The organism is Staphylococcus simulans, from assembly GCF_002902285.1.
In the GTDB taxonomy this organism is placed as follows: Bacteria; Bacillota; Bacilli; order Staphylococcales; family Staphylococcaceae; genus Staphylococcus; species Staphylococcus simulans.
In genome coordinates, this window is sequence record NZ_PPRU01000015.1 from 1 (window position 1) to 20,680 (window position 20,680).

At 35.6% G+C, this 20,680-nt stretch carries 23 protein-coding genes; 21 read left to right on the forward strand and 2 right to left on the reverse strand.

Annotation, left to right across the window (positions count from 1 at the left end; all coding sequences use genetic code 11):
• The first annotated feature begins 166 nt into the window (after positions 1-166).
• The 12 genes from CD112_RS03730 to CD112_RS03785 all read left to right on the forward strand — a co-directional run bounded on the left by CD112_RS03730 (position 167) and on the right by CD112_RS03785 (position 10,504).
• Positions 167-1,282 (forward strand): efflux RND transporter periplasmic adaptor subunit, encoded by a 1,116-nt coding sequence (locus CD112_RS03730; RefSeq protein WP_103363883.1) that lies wholly within the window; start codon positions 167-169, stop codon positions 1,280-1,282.
• Entirely contained in the window at positions 1,279-1,959 is a 681-nt protein-coding gene (locus CD112_RS03735) for an ABC transporter ATP-binding protein (RefSeq protein ID WP_103363884.1), read from the forward strand. The genes CD112_RS03730 and CD112_RS03735 overlap by 4 nt, the downstream gene beginning before the upstream one ends.
• Entirely contained in the window at positions 1,956-3,140 is a 1,185-nt protein-coding gene (locus CD112_RS03740) for an ABC transporter permease (RefSeq protein ID WP_002479831.1), read from the forward strand. Before CD112_RS03735 ends, CD112_RS03740 begins: the two co-directional genes overlap by 4 nt.
• Positions 3,141-3,272: 132 nt before the next feature.
• A complete protein-coding gene (gene cidR, locus CD112_RS03745; protein WP_002479830.1) occupies positions 3,273-4,154 on the forward strand; it encodes a cidABC operon transcriptional activator CidR in 882 nt (293 codons plus the stop codon).
• A 119-nt stretch (positions 4,155-4,273) separates the two neighbouring features.
• On the forward strand, positions 4,274-4,852 hold the full coding sequence (locus CD112_RS03750; protein ID WP_060803683.1) for a YdhK family protein: 579 nt from the start codon (positions 4,274-4,276) through the stop codon (positions 4,850-4,852).
• Between the two features lie 440 nt (positions 4,853-5,292).
• Positions 5,293-5,679 (forward strand): CidA/LrgA family protein, encoded by a 387-nt coding sequence (locus CD112_RS03755; protein ID WP_002479828.1) that lies wholly within the window; start codon positions 5,293-5,295, stop codon positions 5,677-5,679.
• Positions 5,676-6,362, forward strand: a complete 687-nt coding sequence (locus tag CD112_RS03760; RefSeq protein WP_002479827.1) for an LrgB family protein — start codon at positions 5,676-5,678, stop codon at positions 6,360-6,362. Before CD112_RS03755 ends, CD112_RS03760 begins: the two co-directional genes overlap by 4 nt.
• 107 nt (positions 6,363-6,469) lie before the next feature.
• A complete protein-coding gene (locus CD112_RS03765) occupies positions 6,470-8,212 on the forward strand; it encodes a pyruvate oxidase (RefSeq protein ID WP_002479826.1) in 1,743 nt (580 codons plus the stop codon).
• A 156-nt stretch (positions 8,213-8,368) separates the two neighbouring features.
• Entirely contained in the window at positions 8,369-8,929 is a 561-nt protein-coding gene (locus tag CD112_RS03770) for a GNAT family N-acetyltransferase (protein ID WP_070847751.1), read from the forward strand.
• Positions 8,930-9,001: 72 nt separating this feature from the next.
• Positions 9,002-9,400: an acyl-CoA thioesterase gene (locus CD112_RS03775; RefSeq protein ID WP_037557637.1), complete on the forward strand. Its 399-nt coding sequence runs from the start codon at positions 9,002-9,004 to the stop codon at positions 9,398-9,400.
• Positions 9,401-9,471: 71 nt separating this feature from the next.
• Entirely contained in the window at positions 9,472-10,176 is a 705-nt protein-coding gene (locus tag CD112_RS03780) for an AzlC family ABC transporter permease (RefSeq protein WP_023015109.1), read from the forward strand.
• 1 nt (position 10,177) lies between these two features.
• On the forward strand, positions 10,178-10,504 hold the full coding sequence (locus CD112_RS03785) for a branched-chain amino acid transporter permease (RefSeq protein WP_023015108.1): 327 nt from the start codon (positions 10,178-10,180) through the stop codon (positions 10,502-10,504).
• A 76-nt stretch (positions 10,505-10,580) separates the two neighbouring features.
• Here the strand turns inward: CD112_RS03785 and CD112_RS03790 are convergent, their stop codons facing one another.
• Positions 10,581-11,651, reverse strand: coding sequence for a HoxN/HupN/NixA family nickel/cobalt transporter (locus tag CD112_RS03790; protein ID WP_373364854.1), 1,071 nt, complete (start codon positions 11,649-11,651; stop codon positions 10,581-10,583).
• A 169-nt stretch (positions 11,652-11,820) separates the two neighbouring features.
• Between CD112_RS03790 and CD112_RS03795 the strand changes: the two genes are divergently transcribed.
• Positions 11,821-12,588: an alpha/beta hydrolase gene (locus CD112_RS03795; protein ID WP_103363886.1), complete on the forward strand. Its 768-nt coding sequence runs from the start codon at positions 11,821-11,823 to the stop codon at positions 12,586-12,588.
• Positions 12,589-12,639: 51 nt separating this feature from the next.
• Entirely contained in the window at positions 12,640-13,674 is a 1,035-nt protein-coding gene (locus CD112_RS03800) for a LacI family DNA-binding transcriptional regulator (protein WP_103363887.1), read from the forward strand.
• 106 nt (positions 13,675-13,780) lie between these two features.
• Here the strand turns inward: CD112_RS03800 and CD112_RS03805 are convergent, their stop codons facing one another.
• A complete protein-coding gene (locus CD112_RS03805; protein WP_103363888.1) occupies positions 13,781-14,359 on the reverse strand; it encodes a prolipoprotein diacylglyceryl transferase in 579 nt (192 codons plus the stop codon).
• A gap of 746 nt (positions 14,360-15,105) precedes the next feature.
• On the opposite strand from CD112_RS03805, the gene CD112_RS03810 reads away from it, so the two are divergent.
• The 7 genes from CD112_RS03810 to CD112_RS03835 all read left to right on the forward strand — a co-directional run bounded on the left by CD112_RS03810 (position 15,106) and on the right by CD112_RS03835 (position 20,633).
• Complete coding sequence (locus CD112_RS03810) at positions 15,106-16,149, forward strand: PTS sugar transporter subunit IIC (protein ID WP_002479817.1); 1,044 nt, start codon at positions 15,106-15,108, stop codon at positions 16,147-16,149.
• Between the two features lie 43 nt (positions 16,150-16,192).
• Entirely contained in the window at positions 16,193-16,870 is a 678-nt protein-coding gene (gene sdaAB, locus CD112_RS03815; protein WP_002479816.1) for an L-serine ammonia-lyase, iron-sulfur-dependent subunit beta, read from the forward strand.
• A gap of 13 nt (positions 16,871-16,883) precedes the next feature.
• Positions 16,884-17,774, forward strand: coding sequence for an L-serine ammonia-lyase, iron-sulfur-dependent, subunit alpha (gene sdaAA, locus CD112_RS03820; RefSeq protein WP_002479815.1), 891 nt, complete (start codon positions 16,884-16,886; stop codon positions 17,772-17,774).
• A 176-nt stretch (positions 17,775-17,950) separates the two neighbouring features.
• Positions 17,951-18,127, forward strand: coding sequence for a hypothetical protein (locus CD112_RS13560; protein ID WP_002479814.1), 177 nt, complete (start codon positions 17,951-17,953; stop codon positions 18,125-18,127).
• 75 nt (positions 18,128-18,202) lie between these two features.
• Entirely contained in the window at positions 18,203-18,736 is a 534-nt protein-coding gene (locus CD112_RS03825) for an NAD(P)H-dependent oxidoreductase (RefSeq protein ID WP_070848191.1), read from the forward strand.
• A gap of 80 nt (positions 18,737-18,816) precedes the next feature.
• A complete protein-coding gene (locus tag CD112_RS03830; protein ID WP_103363889.1) occupies positions 18,817-19,488 on the forward strand; it encodes an NAD(P)H-dependent oxidoreductase in 672 nt (223 codons plus the stop codon).
• Positions 19,489-19,637: 149 nt separating this feature from the next.
• On the forward strand, positions 19,638-20,633 hold the full coding sequence (locus tag CD112_RS03835) for a D-2-hydroxyacid dehydrogenase (RefSeq protein WP_103363890.1): 996 nt from the start codon (positions 19,638-19,640) through the stop codon (positions 20,631-20,633).
• The last annotated feature ends 47 nt before the right edge of the window (positions 20,634-20,680 follow it).

A 20,680-nucleotide genomic window follows, 5' to 3' on the forward strand; every position in this document is an offset into this window, starting at 1 on the left:
GTTTTAATCATTTGATCTCATTGTTAATGAACGTTGCTTAAATTAGTAGACAACTTTAAAGATTATAAATATCTAACTTTATTAATGTAAAGGTATTCATTTATTTTTAAGTTGTGATATTATGCAATTGTGAGTTTAAAATTAATCGTTAGGAGAGAGAATTAGTGTGAAAAAGAAAATGACATGGATAATTTTAATCATTGCGGCAATTCTACTATTATTTATTATCGCAATCATTGTTAAAAATGCTGGAGGCACATCAAATAAGGAAAATACATATAGTGTCTATAAAGCTAAAAAAGAAAGTCCGCTAACTATGCAAGGTAAAGCTTCTCCGGAAACAGTGAAGTCTTACCAAAATAATTCAACTATCGGTACATATATCAATACCACTGTTTCAAATGGTCAAGATGTTGAAAAAGGTCAACAAATTATCAGCTATGATACGAGCCAGAATCAACGTCAAAGCTTACTTGATAAAGTGAACCAATCAGAACGTGCAAGACAAAAAGCGCAAGAAAGTGTCAATCGTGCACCAAATGATGAGCAAGCCAACGAACAACTATCAGAAGCACAAGCAAACTTAAATAAAGCGAACCAATCATTAAATCAATTTGATCAACAAATTAACGATAGCTTATTTGCGGCTTTCCCAGGAAAGATAGAAATTATGCAAGAGGATTATCCTAATGAAGGTGAAACGATTCTTCAATTAATTTCAAAAGATCCGCAAATCAAAACAACAGTAACTGAATATGATTTGAATAAAATTAAAGAAGGACAAAAAATTGAATATAAGGTCAATAGCACAGGTGATAAAGGGACAGGTGAAGTTATAAAGATATCTGAACTTCCAACAAGTTATGAAGACAGTCTGAATGAAAATGCGATGAGTGGTGCTTCTGCTGCAGGTGCTTCTGAAGAAGAAGGAGCAGGACAAGCTTCGAATCCTGTTATGAATGATGTATCAGGTAAAGACAGCTCAAAAGATGCTTCGAAATATAAAGTGCTTATTGGTCATTTATCTTCTCCAGTACGTGCAGGTTTATCACTAGATGCTTCTGTCGCTACTGACAAAATTAAAATTCCTCAAAATGTATTGGACAAAGATAATACAATTTATGTTCTAAATAAAGAAAATAAAATTGAAAAACGTAAAATCAAAGTAGAAAAGAAAGAGGGTTCTATTTACGTTAAGTCAGGATTGAAAGAAGGAGAACGTTTAGTTCAAAATCCTAAATCATCTCTAAAAGAGGGAGATAAGATTGAGGTGAAAGAATGATTAAGTTAGAAAACATCAATCGTTCTTTTAAAAATGGAGATAAAGTGAATCATATCTTAAAGGATATTTCCCTGGAAATAAAAAAAGGCGAGTTTATCGCAATTATGGGACCTTCCGGTTCAGGTAAAAGTACGTTGATTAATATCATAGGTTTCATTGATAGAGGTTATGAGGGCGAATACTTATTTAATAACAACAATTATAAAAAGAGTTCGGATAATCAATTAGCTGAAATTAGAAACCAAGTTGTAGGTTTTGTCTTTCAAAATTTTAAATTGATACAAAATAACACAGTGCTAGAAAATGTAAGTATTCCTTTAGTTTATGCAGGTATCGGAAGTCAAGAAAGAAAGAAGCGTGTTTTAAATACACTGCATAATGTCGGGCTCTACGATAAAGAAAATTTTGTGCCAAATAAATTATCTGGCGGTCAACAACAACGGGTGGCAATTGCGCGTTCCATAGTGAATCAACCAAAGTTTATTATCGCAGATGAACCTACGGGTGCACTCGACTCAAAAACTTCAGAAGATATAATGGAATTATTTATACGTCTGAATCAAGAACAAGAGACAACGATGATTATGGTGACACATGATAGAGCAGTAGCTGAAAAAGCAGATCGCATCTTCCACATCTTGGATGGGCGCATTCAGGAAGAAGAGGTGATAAAATGAGTCGATTATCTAATATACTCATTGTTTCACTACGTTCAATCATGAAAAATAAGCGGCGTAATATCTTCACGATGATTGGGATTATTATTGGTATTGCGGCTGTGATTACTATCATGGCTTTAGGAAATGGATTCAAAAAGACCGCAAATGAACAGTTTTCAGATTCAGGTGCGTCTAAAGATGCTGCGCTTATTAGCTTTATGCAGTCTACGGATGCTGATATAAAAACAGAGCCTTTTGCACCTAGTGATATTCAATTAGCGGAAAGAGAAAAAGGAGTAGAAAAAGCACAGATTAAAAAAGATAAAGATCAAGCATTTACAGCTAAAGTGACGAATTCACGTAAAAATGGCAATGCAAATATTTACGTGAAGGACCAATTTAGCAATGTAGATGAAGGTCACGGTTTTAATCAAGGTGATAATGCGATTGAAAACAAAGTTGTAACCATTGATAAGAAATTAGCTGAGGATTTATTTGATAAACCTAAAAAAGCAGTTGGACAATCACTATATATTAATGGACAAGGATTTAAGATTGTCGGTATAACCACGGGTGATGGCTTTGAAAATAATGTCGTACATATGCCGACACAAACGCTTGAACATTATTTACCCAATCTAACGCAAGATTTTGCACAGTTAGAAGTTAAGATCGAAGATGGTCATAACAAAAAAGAAGTAGGTGAACGTGTCGCAAAGGTGTTATCGAAAAAAGGAAGCGGCCAAGCAGCAGGTAGTTATCAATATTCAGATATGGAAGAAATGATGAAAGGCATCAGTAAAATATTTGATGGAATTACGTACTTTGTAGCAGCAGTCGCAGGTATATCTCTATTCATTGCAGGTATTGGTGTGATGAATGTGATGTACATTTCCGTTGCGGAGCGTTCAGAAGAAATCGCAATACGTCGCGCGTTCGGTGCTAAAGCAAGAGATATTGAGATACAATTCTTAGTTGAAAGTGTCGTACTTTGTTTAATAGGTGGCATTATCGGATTATTATTAGGGATCGGAATTGCTTCGCTTGTCGATGTAGTCACACCTGATTATATCAAGAGTGCTGTAAGCTTAGGATCTGTTTTACTCGCAGTGGGTGTATCAACTTTAATTGGTATTATATTCGGTTGGATACCAGCACGTGCAGCAGCTAAAAAAGAATTGATTGATATTATTAAATAAAAAGAAAGCAGACCGAGAGTTGAAAAGTTCTCTGGTCTGTTTTTCTGGATATATAGCACTTCAGCAGTTGATATTATAAAATAGTGGTATATGTGAAAAGAAAGAAATTGTAAAAAGAGAAGGGGCACAAACATGGATATTAAACAAATGGGATATTTTATTGCAGTTGTACAACATGGCGGTATGACAAATGCCTCTAAAGAACTTTATATTGCACAGCCCACAATCAGCAAAGCAATCAAAGATTTAGAAAACGAACTGGGCAGTGCGTTATTTGATCGTAGTAAACGTCATTTAACTTTGACAGACAGCGGAGAGATTTTCTATAAGAAATCATTGGAAATTATGAATTTGTTTGAGAACCTGCCTAAAGAAGTGAATCAGTTAAAGGGACTTGAAGCGGGTCATATCAGTATTGGATTATCAGCTGTTATGAACATGAATAAATTCATTGATACACTAGGTAATTTCCATCAAATGTATCCAAATATTACGTACAATTTGGTAGAGAATGGCGGGAAGGCATTAGAATCTCAAATCATCAATAATGAAATTGACATTGGCATTACAACTTTGCCTGTAGACAGTGCTATCTTTGAATCTATTCCACTTTATACAGAGGATATTTTGTTGGTTGTTAGTGAAACACATCCATTCGCTGGACGTGAAATGGTAGAAATGCATGAGTTAGCAAATGAAGATTTTATATTGTTTAATGAAGATTTCTATTTAAACGATAAAATTATTGAAACAGCTAAACGTTCTGGTTTTGTGCCTAAGACTATTTCCAAAATTTCGCAATGGAACTTTATCGAAAACTTATTAACAGCTGGATTAGGAGTCAGTATCCTACCAGAAAACATTGTGAAAATGCTGCGTGGGCCTATTCATAGTGCGAAAATTAATGATGCTTCTATGAGATGGCAACTAGGTGTGATTTGGAAAAAAGAAAAGTATATCAACTATGCGACAAGAGAATATATTGATTACATGAAATCATCATTAACTATATAAAAAATTAGACAAAGGATGTCACTTTTTGCGACAGCATAAGGGCGTCCTATTTTTATTGGATTGTAATATACCTAAAGGGGGTATATGATAAATGTGGGAGTAAAGAAAGGGTGAAAGGTATGTTAAAAAGAATCGGAATGGTTATGTTAACGTCGTCTCTGATACTTACCGCTTGTTCAAATGATCAAGAGGACACACAAACCTCAAGTCAAAATGCTCAAAATACAACACAAGATAAACAGACTTCAAAAGAGGGAGAACATCACATGGGGCATCATCATGGTCAAATGCCTGAACATATGCATCATGCACGTCACAGTCAGTTTGATGAGGGGGATGATGTTAGATTAAAAGAAGGCCACATGCCAGGCATGATGAATGCTGACGGTAAAGTTAAAGGCGCTTATAATACATGTGTGTACGAAGTCAGCTATCAACCAACTGATGGCGGTAAAAAAGTTTCTCATCACAAATGGGTCGTGAATGAGGAAATAGAAAATGCACCGAAAGAAGGTTTCAAAAAAGGGGACACTGTTACTTTGAAAGCGAATCATATGAAGGGTATGAAAGGTGCGAAAGCAACAATCGATAAAGTAGAAAAAACAACAGTTTATACAGTGGACTATAAAGATAAAGATAATGGCAAGATGGTTAAGAATCATATGTGGATGACTGAAGATGAATTGTCACCAAGATAAGTAAAGTTCACTAGAATGTCATAATGGGGTATAAAGCGAATGTTTAAGAGGTTGCACAGATCATACAATTATATTTAACGGTATTTTCAATGCTTTCATTTCTAAAGCAAGACAGTTGTTCGGTAAAATGAACAGCTGTTTTTGTGTGCTTTTAAATTTATTGTTAAGACTGTCAGAAAGGGGTATATACGTTATGGAACAAGATTGATGGTAACAAAAGTTCGTATTTGGAAGAAAAGTAATCGATGTTATCGCTTTCATAGAAAAAAGTAATAGGTAGTATCTAAAATCGATATTTTTATTATACACAGAATTGTCATAGAATAAGGAATGTAAGTCAAAAGAATGTGTATAAATAGTGATGGACACTAGATTCAGACACCAGAATTGATTTGGAAATGACCATTTATACGCTTATTTTTAAGGAAAGGTGTTAGCTTATGACATCGAAGGTTTTAAAGATTATCTTCCAAATTATCTTGATTATGGGCATCACGTATTTAGGCAACACCCTTCAGCACCTTTTGCATATTCCATTAGCTGGAAGTATCGTCGGCCTTGGACTCTTTTTCCTACTATTACAATTTAAAATTATACCTGTCAAATGGGTCGAAGCGGGTTCCAACTTCTTGCTAACAACGATGGTGTTTTTCTTTATCCCTTCCGTCGTTGGTGTAATGGATATCATAGGTGACATACACCTCAACTTTATTTTGTTCTTCGGCGTCATCATTCTCGGAACAATAGCTGTCGCTTACGTCTCTGGGCTAATTGCTGAGAAGATGGCCAGAAGACAACATGGTGGTAAGGGGAGTCACACATCATGATTATTTTAAAAGACATCATAATGATAGTACTGACAGTGGTTATGTATCTTGCAGCGAAGAAGCTGCACAAGAGATTTCCTAGCCCATTCTTAAATCCAGCCCTAGTTGCTTCAATTGGAATTATAATCGTGTTATTGTTGTTCCGTCAGAATTATAATTCTTACATGGCAGGCGGCCATTTAATTAATTACTTGCTGAGCTGTACGGTTGTTTGCTTAGCTTATCCGCTTTATATCAATCGTCATAAAATATTTGAAAACTTCAATATTATTTTCACAAGCGTATTGACTGGCGTATTACTCAATTTTGTGTTAGTTTATTCGTCGTTGAAGATTTTAGGCTTCAATAAAGAAGAAATTGTCACATTATTACCGCGTTCCATCACAGCAGCGGTTGGTATCCAAGTATCTCACCAAATGGGCGGTGCAGATACAATTACAGTACTATTTATTATTACCACTGGCTTAATCGGCAGTATGCTTGGCTCATTGCTGTTGCGTATGGGGAACTTTAGAACTTCCATTGCAAAAGGGCTTGCATTTGGAAATGCATCACATGCGTTCGGAACAGCAAAAGCCTTAGAATTAGATTTAGAATCAGGTGCATTCAGTTCAATTGGTATGATTCTGACTGCAGTCATCAGTTCAGTGTTGTTACCAATCCTGATTATTCTTTTTTATTAGCATTAGAATATATAGACACACTTTGCATAACGCAGCATCAAACACTAACTAAAGGGTAGTTTGAATACAGTTACTTTTTTAATGAATAGAAAGGGGCTATTTTTAAAATGGCAAAAATTAAAGCAAATCAAGCACTTGTAGAAGCTTTACTACAATGGGATATTGATCACTTATATGGTATCCCAGGCGACTCTATCGACGCAGTAGTTGATAGTTTACGTACAGTAAGTGAACAAATTAAATTCTATCATGTTCGTCATGAAGAAGTAGGAAGCTTAGCAGCTTCAGCTTACACAAAACTTACTGGTAAAATCGGCGTGTCATTAGCAATCGGTGGTCCAGGTGCGATTCACTTATTAAATGGTATGTATGACGCTAAAATGGATGGCGTTCCTCAATTAGTGCTAGTAGGTCAATCTAATAGTACTGTACTTGGTACTAAAGCTTTCCAAGAAACAAACTTATTATCATTATGTGAAGATGTTTCAGTATACAACCGTCAAATCTCAGAAAAAGATGACGATATCTTTGGTATCGTAAACGAAGCTATTAAAACAGCTTACGAGAAAAAAGGTGTGGCAACTTTAATCTTGCCTAACAACTTATTAACTAACAAAGTTAAAGATACAACTAATAAAGTTGTAAACAAAAAACGCCCAACAATCCCAGCACCAAACACAGCTAAAATTAAAAAAGCTGCAAAATTAATTAATAAAGCTAAAAAACCTGTAATGTTAATGGGTACTGGTGCAAAACATGCTGGACCTGAAGTAGAAGCTTTAATCAATAAAGCACAAATCCCTACAATCATCACTTTACCAGCTAAAACAATCATTCCAGATGACCACCCATATAACTTAGGTAACATCGGTAAAATCGGTACAAAACCTGCATATCAAGCAATGCAAAATGCTGACTTATTAATCATGGTAGGTACAAACTATCCATATGTTGACTACCTTCCTAAGAAAAATATCAAAGCCGTTCAAATCGACATTGATCCAAGTGCAATCGGTCACCGTTTCAAAGTAAATGCTGGAATTATCGGTGACGCTAAAATCGCGTTAACTGAATTAACAAACCTTGTTAAACCAGTTAAAAACCGTAAATTCTTAAAAGAAGCATTAGATAACATGGCTACTTGGAAAGAATGGATGGAAAAAGACCTTAACAATGATTCTTATCCAATCCGTCCAGAACACTTGATGCAAGCTATCAACAGAGAAGCAGACAATGACGCTGTATTCTCAATTGATGTTGGTACTTCAACAGTATGGTCAACACGTTACCTAAACCTTAAACCAAGTAACGAATTCATTATTTCTAGTTGGTTAGGTACAATGGGTTGCGCGTTACCAGGTGCAATTGCATCTAACGTAGCATTCCCTAACCGTCAAGTTATCGGTATCGCTGGTGACGGTGGTTTCCAAATGGTAATGCAAGACTTCGCAACAGCTGTTCAATATAACATGCCAATGGTTATCTTCGTATTGAATAACAAACAATTAGCGTTCATCAAATACGAACAACAAGCAGCTGGTGAATTAGAATATGCAATCGACTTCTCAGATATGGATGTTGCTAAATTCGCTGAAGCATGCGGCGGTGCTGGTTACACATTAGAAGATCCAGCAGACATCGATACTGTTGTTGAAGCTGCATTAAATGAAAACAGACCAACAATCGTAAACGTACATGTTGATGCGAACGCTGCACCACTTCCAGGTAAAATTGTACCGGATGAAGCAATCAACTATGCTAAATGGGCATACAGATCTATTACTGAAGATAAAAAATTAGACTTTGATGAAATCCCACCACTTTCAGTAGCAGCTAAACGTTTCTTATAATATTTAAGAAATGAACTGAATACTCAATTTCGACGAGTAGTGCATTTTGCATTACTCGTCTTTTTTTACATCGAATTGATATTGAAATATTCTGTCAACTCCACTATACTCTAGTTATTCATGAAAAAATACATAGAGTGAAAGCGGGCGATACATGTGGACTTTTTTTATTTTCCAGTAGATGAAGACATAAAGTTAGCACAACCTGAAACATTCATGGCTGAACCTTTATTTCAAGTGATTGAACAAGATAGAGCATTTCTTTCAACGTATTTACCGTTCATTGATCATACATTAACGGTGGAAGATGAACTCAACTTCATTAAGTTAATGTTGAAGAAACAGGCTGCAGGTGAACATCGCCTTTTTGTGATTTACTATCGAGACCAAGTAGTTGGCACTATTGATATACAGCAAATTGATTTAGAAAATAAAAAAGCTTTTGTAGGATATTGGTTGCAGAGTAAGTATAATGGCTTAGGAATCATTGCCCGTTGCCTACATAAAATCTGTGATTTTGCATTCAATACTTTGGATTTAAATAAGTTATCGCTGCACATCAACACTAAAAACAAAGTCAGTCAAAAAGTCGCAGAACGTGCAAACTTCCGTTTTGTTGGAACGGATAAAGATGAGTCATTTGAACGTGGACAATTTGAAGACTTTCATAGATACGCTTTGCTGAAACATGAATTCAATACAGAAACTTCATTGTAAATTAAGATAACACTTATCAACTTTATAAAAACGTTGTTATACTGATGTTATAAAGAAAGATAGGAGTTGTCGGTGTTGAGCGAACGTAAATTAGTGGCAGAAACAGAAATTGAAGTAAACGGCTATGATATTGATGCGATGGGTATCGTCAGCAATATTGTCTATGTCCGTTGGTTTGAAGATTTAAGAACAATATTTGTAAATAAGCATCTTACCCCTTCTGAAATGTTGAAACAAAATATTTCACCTATACTTATGCATACTGAAATTGATTATAAGATACCACTTACTATTCACGACAAACCCGTTGGCAAATGCTGGTTAACGAAAATCAGTCGTTTAAAATGGGTGTTTGAATTTGAAATCAGTACAGGTAATCAAATCCATTGCCAAGGTATGCAGTATGGCGGGTTCTACAATATTGTTGAACAAAAAGTAGTACCAGTACCTGATGCATTCAGAGTTTTATAAGCTACATTAAATCTTCGGAAAATGAATGTTTTTCGAAGATTTTCATATACATAGAAAGAGGATTGATAGTCATGACTGAACATCCGCATTTAAAAGCTATAAAAGCAGCATTTCCTCAAACAATTCCAATTTTCGCAGGGTTTTCATTTATTGGTATTGCTTACGGTATTTATATGCATTCATTAGGATTCCCACCAATTTATGCGATGCTGATGAGTTTGTTGATTTTTGCAGGATCCATGGAATTTGTGGCCGGAAGTTTATTATTAGTTCCATTTAATCCATTAAGTGTCTTCGTATTGACACTTATGCTGAATTCCAGACACTTATTTTATGGTATTTCCATGTTGGATCGATTTAAAGGGACAGGAAAATATAAGCCATACTTAATTTTTGGGATGTGTGATGAAACCTTCGTAATTAATAATATGGCGAATGTACCTAAAAATGTCGATAAGACCTTATTTATGTTCTATGTCACATTATTAAATCAATTTTATTGGTTTTTCGGTACGACAATCGGAAGTCTGTTCGGTGTCTTTATTAAGTTTGATACAAAAGGCTTAGATTTTGTGATGGTCGCTCTTTTCGTTGTAATCTTTTTAGAGTCTTGGTTGAAAGAAAAGAATCATGTAAGTTCATTAATTGGGTTGGCTATCCCTATAGTTTGTTTGGTCATCTTCGGACCTAATCAATTCATCTTACCTTCAATGATTTTAATTGTGCTCGCATTGACTATCCTCAGAGGATATTTCGCAAGAAAGGGTGTGGCTTAATATGACCTTAACCCAACAAATTTTAACGATTGCGGTTGTTGTGATTGGAACGATGTTGACACGCTTCTTGCCGTTTTTAATCTTTTCTAAAGATAAAGAAACACCAAAGTTTGTACAATATTTAGGCGCTGTACTTCCTGCAGCGGTATTTGGTTTCTTAGTCGTTTATGCGTTACGTAAAACGCCTATCTTAACTGGCAATCATGGGCTGCCAGAGTTGATGGCGATTTTAGTGATTATTATCTTGCATGTGATTAAACGTAATATGTTGATTTCAATTGCGGGTGGTACAATCGCTTATATGATATTAGTTCAATTTGTATTTTAAAAAGCAATCCTTACATTTACTTATTTTTAAAGTGAAACGTAAGGATTGCTTTATTTTAGATGAAGGTAAGGAATTGTTATGGTAAGAAAAGTTTTGAATACTCCCGCAACTGTTGTTCTTCAAAGTGATTAAGTTTCCAAATAATCACAGATACTAACCAAAACAATAAGAATACGCCAACGAGCAGATAACCTAAATGATTAAATTCAATTGATGCAACTTCATCCCAAAAAGGACTGTGCAATTTAAAATGTTCACCAATCATTTGTAGTATTTCTACAGTACCGATTATCAACGCAGCTATGACGGAGATAGCGGTAATGGTAATATTGTAATAAATTTTACGAACTGGTTTTAGAAATGCCCAGTGATAAGCAGACTTCATGAGCGCGCCATCTAGTGTATCTAATAAACTCATGCCTGCCGCAAATAATAATGGAAGTGCGATAATGCCAGCAAAAGGTAATGACTGTTCAGCAGCTCCAGATGATAATGCAAGCAAAGCAATCTCACTTGCAGTATCAAAGCCTAATCCAAATAGGAAACCTAATGGTAAAACGTGCCAACTTCTGTTGATGAATTTAAAATAAGGACCAACAAATCGTTGAATAAGCCCTCTAGAAGCTAACAATTGATCCAGTTCATCGTCAGAAACTTGTTCAAAGCGTAAACGCATAAATAAACGAATCAATGACACTAAGATAATTAAGTTCAAAATACCAATTAGTAGTAGAAACAGACCAGAAACCATCGTTCCGATGATTCCACCAATAGCTTGAAAGAGGGGCATCTGTCGCTGTGCCCATGATACTGAAACACCTAATAAAAGTGCCATGATAAAAACTACGCTGGAATGGCCGATAGAAAAATAGAAGCCAACACCTGACGGATTTTGTTTTTCTTGCATCAGTTTGCGAACTGTATTATCAATAGCTGCAATGTGGTCAGCATCAAATGCATGACGTAAACCTAGTGTATATGCTAAGATACCCATTCCGAATAAAATAGGGTGTGTATGTGCACCCATCCATAAACAAGTAACACCTATCAGGTGCAATAATATAATAATGATTAAATAAGGAAGCATATCTTTAATATGAGTAGTCCTGATGTTCAATAGCGTCATCTGCTTTCTGTATTTTATAATTTAGTCAATATAATAAATTAACTATGAAAGAACTCTATTATTTTAATACGAATAAACAAGTAAGTAAATAACTAAAAGAGAATGGAGCTATTGTATTGAAAAAGTGATTTTCAAGTCTGCATAGGGTAAGTGAAAATAAGGATATATAGTGAAAGAGAGGTTTTTATCTGTGTCAGATATTGATTATATTTCATCTTTTGATGGTGTGAATCTCTACAGTAAAATTACGTTAGGTGAACAGCCAATGGCTAATTTGATTATTGTACAAGGATTGTCAGAAGAATTAGATGATTATGATGGTGTGGCTTCAACATTTAATGAATATGATTATAATGTCATTCGTTATGATCAACGAGGTCATGGTAAAACTCCTGGTGACAAAAATCTTTATGAACATGTAGATATCGTCGTAGAAGATTTAAAGGCTGTTGTAGATTATGTTAAAGCACAATTGACAGGAAAAATATTTATTTTAGGCCATGGTGTAGGCGGTACAATAGCGACATTATTTGGTATACGTTATCCGAATGCAGTGCACGGTTATATTTCTGCAGGTGGTTTGTCTCCAACGGGGCAACCTGTCTTTCGTGATGATGTCGTAGATCATTCAGCAGAAATAGAAAATCAGGATGAAGAAACGGATATTGAGAAACATAAAAGAATCAAAGCATTTAGAGAAGCGGTCCGAGATATGGATATCGAATTTTCGAAGTTTGAAGACAAAGTGTTGATTATGCATGGCGGCAGTGACCGCATTGTAAGTTCTGATGATGCAATCCAATTCTTCAAAGAAGCTAAAACCACACATAAATCATTAAGAATTTATGACGGGTTAGATCATGAGTTATTAAATGTAAGTTCATATCGCGGTATGTTATTATCAGATATTGTAAATTGGTTAGATTTTGAATTATCTATGGAGAACATTGATAAGTAAGCACACCAAGAATAAACAACAATTCAACTGATTCAAGGAGTTTGAAAGAAAATGAAGAAAACACAACCGACCTTACATGATATTGCGAGAATTTCTGGCTTGTCGATTGCGACGGTCAATCAAATATTAGAAGATAAAAAGCATGTTTCTAATGATCAAGCACGTGCACGTGTAGTGGAAGCATTAGAAATGTTAGGCTATGAACCGAGTCGATATATTCAATCTTTACGCGGAGAAAGTATTAAAACAATCGCATTTATTATACCGAGACACGATGCTTATTATGCCTCTGTCATTGATGCGATTGAGCATCAACAAGGTTCAGAGTCTATTCGAATTATTGCGATGGCATCTAATGAACAAGTACAACGTCAAGATGAACTGATTGATTGGTTTGTATCACAACAAGTAGATGGTATTATTGTTTCGCCAGTTTCAGCACAAATGCGTATTTCAAAACGTTGGAGAGACATTCCAATGGTAATTATTGATAATCAAATTGAGGATGAACAGATACCTTACATTGGATTAAATCATGAAGATACAGCCTATCAAGCTGCTGAACATTTATTGAAACAAAACCATCAATCAATCGCTTTAATTTTAGGTAATCCTGCTTCTAGTGCAACAGCTGATACAAGAATGGGATATAAAGCAGCATTAGAAGATTTTGAACAACAAATGGATGAACGACTAATTTCATATCAATATACTGATTTAAGTTTACAAGCTACAGAAAAATACGGCTATGACACTGTCCAGCAACTCTTTGCGCAATCAAATCATCCAACTGCATTGATTGCTTCGAATCATGCGATGTTGTCTGGTATTTTACAAGCACTTAAAACAAAGGAATTAAAAGTGCCTGAAGATGTTGCAATTGTTACATTAGAAGAGAATAGTTGGAATAAAGTACATTATCCGTCATTAACCGTTGTAGGTATTCATGCTGAAACTATCGGCGCATCAATTTTTGCACGCTTAAAACAATTTTTTGAAGGAGAAAGTGAACAAATTCAATCAGATTGGTTAATGGCACAGTTAAATGTCAGAGACTCTAGTGTGCGCTTATCTAAAAATGAATAAAAAATAAACAGACTTAGAAACAATGTCTTAAAGAAAGGGAGAAAAGACAGGTTTCTAAGTCTGTTTTTTTAGGGATTTTAGAAATGATATACTAGGGATTTTTCAATCAAACGTCATCTCGGTTTGGGACAACTGAACGTGCATTTTGTCTGCATACGTGAATAAGGGCAATAGTAGAGACAACAATACTCATAATAATGGCTATGACAGCACCCGATTCTGGATGGTCAACGTGTCCTGTTTCTGGCAAGTCAGCGTATGATGCGGTTTCACCCTGATAGTGTGAGCCTGCATCTTCACTTTTTGAAGTTGTTGCTGATGCTTGATGCGCATAGGTTTGTCCTGCTGTTGCTTTTGAGGTTGTGGACTCAGTATCTGCTTCTTTACGATTTCTTTCTGCATCTGCGACATTTGTCTTTGAAACATTTTCTGCAAGGGAAGGATCGGGTTCAACATCAGCAGCTTGAGCCACATCAGTTGGATGCGATGTAGGGATAAATGTTTCAGTTGTTTGAGCAGTATCAGTATTTTCGACCAAAGCGGATAATTCAGCGGACTGTTCATTTGCGTAATCATGACTTTCAGCAGCATTCATCACTCCAGGCATATTAAAGAATAGTAAACCGCTTAAAACTAGCGTAGAAACATGAAGCAAGCTTTTCTTTTTACTTAACTTCATAGGCATGAAAACAACACTCCTATTTCAAAATGAAAGTGTCATGTCATCCATGGTGTTATGAGTATGAGGTATAAACTGTCGGATGAAACAGACAAAACGACAACGAAGAAAATTGATATACACATGCGGATATGTGAGAGATAGATTTCTGGTGTACGGCTTTATGGGATAGTATTGCTTTCCGCAGTGATTCGGCGTTATCATCAATTTCTTCACTTCAAGCATGGCATAGGAATATTAAGCTAACTTAAAATTGAGTTTAAAAAAGGATAAACTTCGTAAATTTTCAGTATATTAGAACTTTTTAGGTATTAAATTGCTCAAAATCCTACGGTATCAAGCATTTTAGCTTTTACCCGATAAAATCACCCGAATTTGTTGGTTTAAAGTTATTTACTAAAGTGTTATAGTTGCTAATGGAAAATAATTTGTATAGACAAATAACAATAAAAGTCTAAAGGGAGTCTTTTAATGTTGTTTTAGGGTTAACAAGATTATTTTTATTAATGGTAAGTGTTTAAATTAATTGCTATCGTTTAAACTAATTGTGACAACTTTATAAACGTTATGATTATAATTACTCTTTATATTTAAAAATAAAGAGTAATAATAGTCATAATAAAGAGTTTGTGAAATTATTCGCAATTTGTTCACAAAATGTTTGCAAAAGGTATTGAAAACACTTTATCAAAGGTAGTATGATGTCGGTGGTAGGAAAATTAAATATATAGTAGGAAAAGAGGTCATTTGGCATGGATATTATTTTGGGAACTGGGACGTTGTTGCTAGTCCTTCTAGCAATGTCGTTATTCTTAAAATTTGCTCCTTATGGTAAACAGGGGCTACAAGCACTTTCAGGTGCAGCATGTGCAACATTTTTACCGCAAGCATTCTTAAGTTATGCGATCGGTGGCGTGTTCCACTTGGAATTCTTCCAAAGAATTGGAGACTTAGCAGGAAGCTTAAGTGGTATTGCAGTAGGTATTTTAACTGGTTTGAAATTGGGAATCTCTCCAGTCTTCGCAGTTATCATTGGTTTAGTTTTACATGATCAAAAATTATTACCGGCATTTATCGCTGCTTACTTAGTGAGCTTCTTGATTAAATTGATCGAGAAAAAAGTACCAGAAGGCTTAGACTTAATTGTCGTAATCTTAGTCGCTCCGGCATTAGCATTCGGAATCGGCGGATTAATTTCACCAGGAGTAATGGCTGTGTTAAGACAAATCGGTGGTGCGATTACAGCAGTTGGTGACAATAATCCTTACGCTTTAGCAATTATTTTAGGCTTAATCATTCCGGTGGTAGGTATGACGCCATTAAGTTCTATGGTATTAACAAGTTTACTTGGTTTAACAGGTGTTCCGATGGCTATCGGTGCATTAACAACTACAGGTTCATCATTCGTTAACTTTATGATGTTCAGAGCACTTAAAATCGGCGGCTTAGGTAAAGCCTTCGCAGTTGCAGTAGAACCTTTAACACAAATCGATACAATCGCAAAATATCCGATTCAACTTTACGGCGCAAACGCCATAGTCGGTATGTTTACAGCGACAATTGTTACGATTGCAGGTTTAGTTATTAATGTAACGGGAATGGCAACACCAATAGCTGGTGCAATTGTATTGTTTGGATTTAACAAACCAATTCCATCACTTATTACTATCGCAGCTGTTATCGTGACAGCAATTATCCTTGGTTGGATTTTAGGTAAGATTATGAGCAAAATCAACTTCAAGAAACTATCAGACAAATTACCTGAAGGCAAAGCAGAACCGTCAAAAGCAAATTAATTAAGCATTTCTTATAAAGAGATTAAGGAGATGACAATACGCTATGGCACGTAAACATGATTACCAAAGCGCATTTGATATAATAGGTCCAGTTATGATGGGACCATCAAGTTCACACACTGCAGGTGCAGTAAAAATCGGTAACGCAGCAAGAATGGTACTTCAAGGAGAACCTGAAGATATTGAAGTTCATTATTATGAATCATTTGCACAAACACACTTAGGACACGGTACAGACGTTGCAATCGTTGGTGGCTTACTAGGATTCAGCACTTTCGACGAACGTATCAGCAATGCAGTAAACATTGCTAAAAACGATGGTATCGATGTTCGTTTCATCGAAGAAACAGGAAGAAGTTTAGGAGAGCATCCTAACTGTGCATTAATTAAAGCAAAACAAGGTGATCGTCACATCGAATTGAACGGAATCTCAATCGGTGGCGGAACTATTAAAATTAAAAGCATTAACGTCAATGGTCAATGTATTCTAATGAACCACGGCTTACCATTATTAGAAATCGATGGACCAACTGACAATGCGACAATCAACCATTTAATCAATGATTTAATCGAACACGGTGCAGACATCAACGAAGAAATCAAAACGATTAATCCAGATGGCTGTTTAATGGCTTTACACTTAAACAAAGCCTTACCAGAAGAAGCACTTAGCGATTTAAGAGAGAAATATAGCGACTTAAACTTTGCATATATAAAATAAAGAGGTGTAATGTATGTTTGATTCAATTAAAGAGATCATAGATTATGCGAATAAACATGATATGAAATTCTCAGAAATTATGATTGAAGAAGAGAAAGAATTAAGTGGGAAATCACGTGATGAAATCCGTGAACAAATGAGACAAAACTTACAAGTAATGCGCGACGCAGTTGAAAAAGGGACAACTGGCGAAGGCGTTAAAAGTGTAACAGGGTATACTGGTCAAGACGCAATTAAAATTAAAAACTATAACGAAAACAACCATGCGCTTTCAGGTAATGAAATGATGAGTGCCGTTATGGGTGCAGTTGCGACAAACGAAGTGAACGCAGCAATGGGTATCATTTGTGCTACTCCAACAGCTGGTTCCTCCGGTACAATTCCAGGTACACTATTCAAATTAGAAAAAACACATGGCTTAACTGAAGATCAAATGGTGGACTTCTTATTCACAGCAGCTATCTTCGGCCGTGTTGTAGCAAACAACGCAAGTGTTGCTGGCGCAACAGGCGGTTGCCAAGCTGAAGTTGGTTCAGCATCAGCTATTGCTGCAGCAGCTGCAGTTGAAACATTCGGCGGTAAACCAGAAGCTTCAGGTCAAGCAATGGCTATCGCAATCAGTAACTTATTAGGTCTAGTTTGTGACCCAGTTGCTGGTTTAGTAGAAATTCCATGTGTAATGCGTAACGCAATCGGTTCAGGTAACGCATTAATCTCAGCTGACTTAGCATTAGCTGGCGTGGAAAGCCGTATCCCAGTAGATGAAGTAATTGAAGCTATGGATAAAGTTGGACGTAACTTACCAGCTGAATTACGTGAAACTGGTCTTGGTGGTTTAGCAGGTACACCGACAGGTGAAGCAATCAAACGTAAAATCTTCGGTGACTCACAAGTTAAATCATAATTGCCTGATGAATATGTAAATTTCATTAAAAGTTAAATTGATAAATTCTAGAAACACGCAACCTGAAAAAGGTTGCGTGTTTTTATTTATAAAAACATAAGTTGTCACAAAATTCAAAATACATATTGCAATTTGTATCTTTTATGGGTAAACTAGTCAAAAGGGGATGATGGGATATGATAACAAGATTACTATACATTTTTATTGCTTTCTTCATTAACTCAGCCATTACGTTTTACCTGACAGATATCGGTACAATGATGAATAGTCTGTTGAAATCAATGTCTATCAGTATGATTATTGTATTCTTATTCTATTACACAAAGTTAATGATGGAGACCAAAGGGGAATAACTAAATAGTACGACTTAAAATGAGATGACTTCGGGGTACATCTCATTTTTATTTTGAATGAAAGGAAGGATTATCATGTCCACATTAGTAATTATTGCACATCCTGATATTCAAGAAGGCGACGTTAATCAAGTATGGAAGAAAACATTAGAAGATCGTTCTGATTTAGTGACGGTACATGACTTGTATCAAACTTATCCAGATGGAAACATTGATGTTGAATATGAGCAAGCGTTATTACAGAAACATGATTATATTATCTTTCAATATCCCATGTTTTGGATGAGTTATCCGCCACTTTTACAGCAATGGTTCGATGAAGTCTATACACATGGTTTTGCGTTTGATGGCGGTGACGCTTTAAAAGGAAAACATTTCGCATTAGCCATTTCATGCGGCCAACCAAAAGCACATTATAAAGAAGATGGACCGATAGGGTATACGATTGACGAAATTTGTAATCCATTAAAAGGTGTTGTTAATTTAATCGGTGGCCATTTCTTTGGCATTCATGCGATTTACCAAACGGATGACATCGATAATTTTGCGACTCTTGCAGAAAATGCTGATGAATATGTGGCATTTGTTGAAAGACTTCAAAAACAGTAACCACAAGCATTTTCCTTTAGACTCCTTGGTAGGTTCACTATACTATAGGTGACTACATAAGATGAGGAGCGAAAATAGTAATGGAACAACAAGCAATACGCGATCAAATTTTACAAGCATTTAATTTTAGACATGCGACAAAACGTTTTAATCCAGACAAAAAAGTGGGTGCAGAAGATTTCCATACCATTATTGAAGCTGGACGTCTTTCACCAAGCTCAATCGGTGCGGAACCATGGCGCTTTTTAGTCGTTCAAAATGAAGACTTACGTCAAAAATTAAAAAAAGTATCTTGGGGTGCACAAGGCCAATTAGATACAGCCTCACACTTTGTGATTTTACTTGCGCGTAAAAACGTACGTCCGGGTACAGAATATTTAACACATATTATGAAAAAAATAAAAAATGTACTAGATGATGTATTAGAAGATATGAATAAACGTTATGAAATGTTCCAAAATGATAGCTTGGATTTATATGAAAGTGAACGTTCATTATGGGACTGGGCAAGTAAACAAACATACATTGCCTTAGGTAATATGATGTCAGTAGCCGCATTTTTAGGTGTAGACTCTTGTCCAATTGAAGGTTTCAGTATGAAAGAAGTCACACAATTGCTTTCTGATGAAGGAATTATGAATGAAGATGAGTTCTTACCATCCGTTATGGTAGCTTTCGGTTATCGTGCAGAAGATCCGAAACGTGTCAAAACTCGTCAAGCATATGAAGATGTCATTGAATGGCTTGAATAGTTATTTAGGAAAGACTTGAGCTTTAACAGCTTGAGTCTTTTTATTTTAATTGTCTGAATCTTGTGTTTCTTACCTTTGTTTCAATGCTATAATATTACCTATATTCTTGATTTATAAAGATGTAATACATATTAAAGGGGAGTTTTAAGATGGTAAGAATAAAAATGTTTGATGTTGCACCTTATGAAATTGACGCAATTAAAAATTGGTCAGCAGAACACCAAGTAGAAGTGGATTATGAAAGCAATCCTTTAACTATGGACAATATTGAACAAGTAAAAGGATATGATGGCTTATCATTATCTCATAATGGGCCATTCAATCCTGAGATTTATAGTAAATTAGAAAGCTATGGTATTAAACAAATTGCACAACGTAGTGCTGGATTCGATATGTATGACTTAGAAGAAGCCAAAGCACATAATTTAATCATTACAACAGTACCCAGCTATTCACCAAGTTCTATTGCTGAATATGCAGTCACAGGCGCTTTGTATTTTGTGAGACAGTTGCCACTTATCAAACAACGTATGGAGAATCATAACTTTGTATGGGATGCACCATTGATTTCACGTCCTGTCAAAGACTTAACTGTAGCGATTATCGGTGTAGGACGCATCGGCAGTATTTCAGCGCAATTGTTCTCAAATTTCGGTTGTAAAGTTGTTGGTTACGATATCGAAGATAAGCCGGAATTAGAAAATATTGTTGAATTTAAAGATTCGTTAGAAGAGGCAATCGCACAAGCAGATATCGTTTCACTTCATGTCCCGGGAAATAAAGAGACGTACCATATGTTTAATCAAGCAACATTTAATCAGTTGAAAGATGGTGTGATCTTTGTCAACTGCGCACGTGGTATGGTTGTTGAGACACAAGCTTTGCTAGATGCATTGAATAGTGGTAAAGTAGCGGGTGCTGTTATCGATACGTATGAAAATGAGGCGCAATATTTCCGAAGAGATTTTTCAAATAGAGAGGTTCAAGATGAAACCTTACTAGAGTTGATTGAACGTGATGATGTGTTAGCTTCTCCTCACATCGCATTCTTTACACACGAAGCTGTAAAAAATCTTGCTGAAGGCGGATTGAACAGTACTATGGAAGTATTAGAAACAGGAGATGCACAAACAAGAGTCAACTAAAATGCTGTTGATAAATAAAAAGATAAAAGAAAGGAGGAAGTGATGAG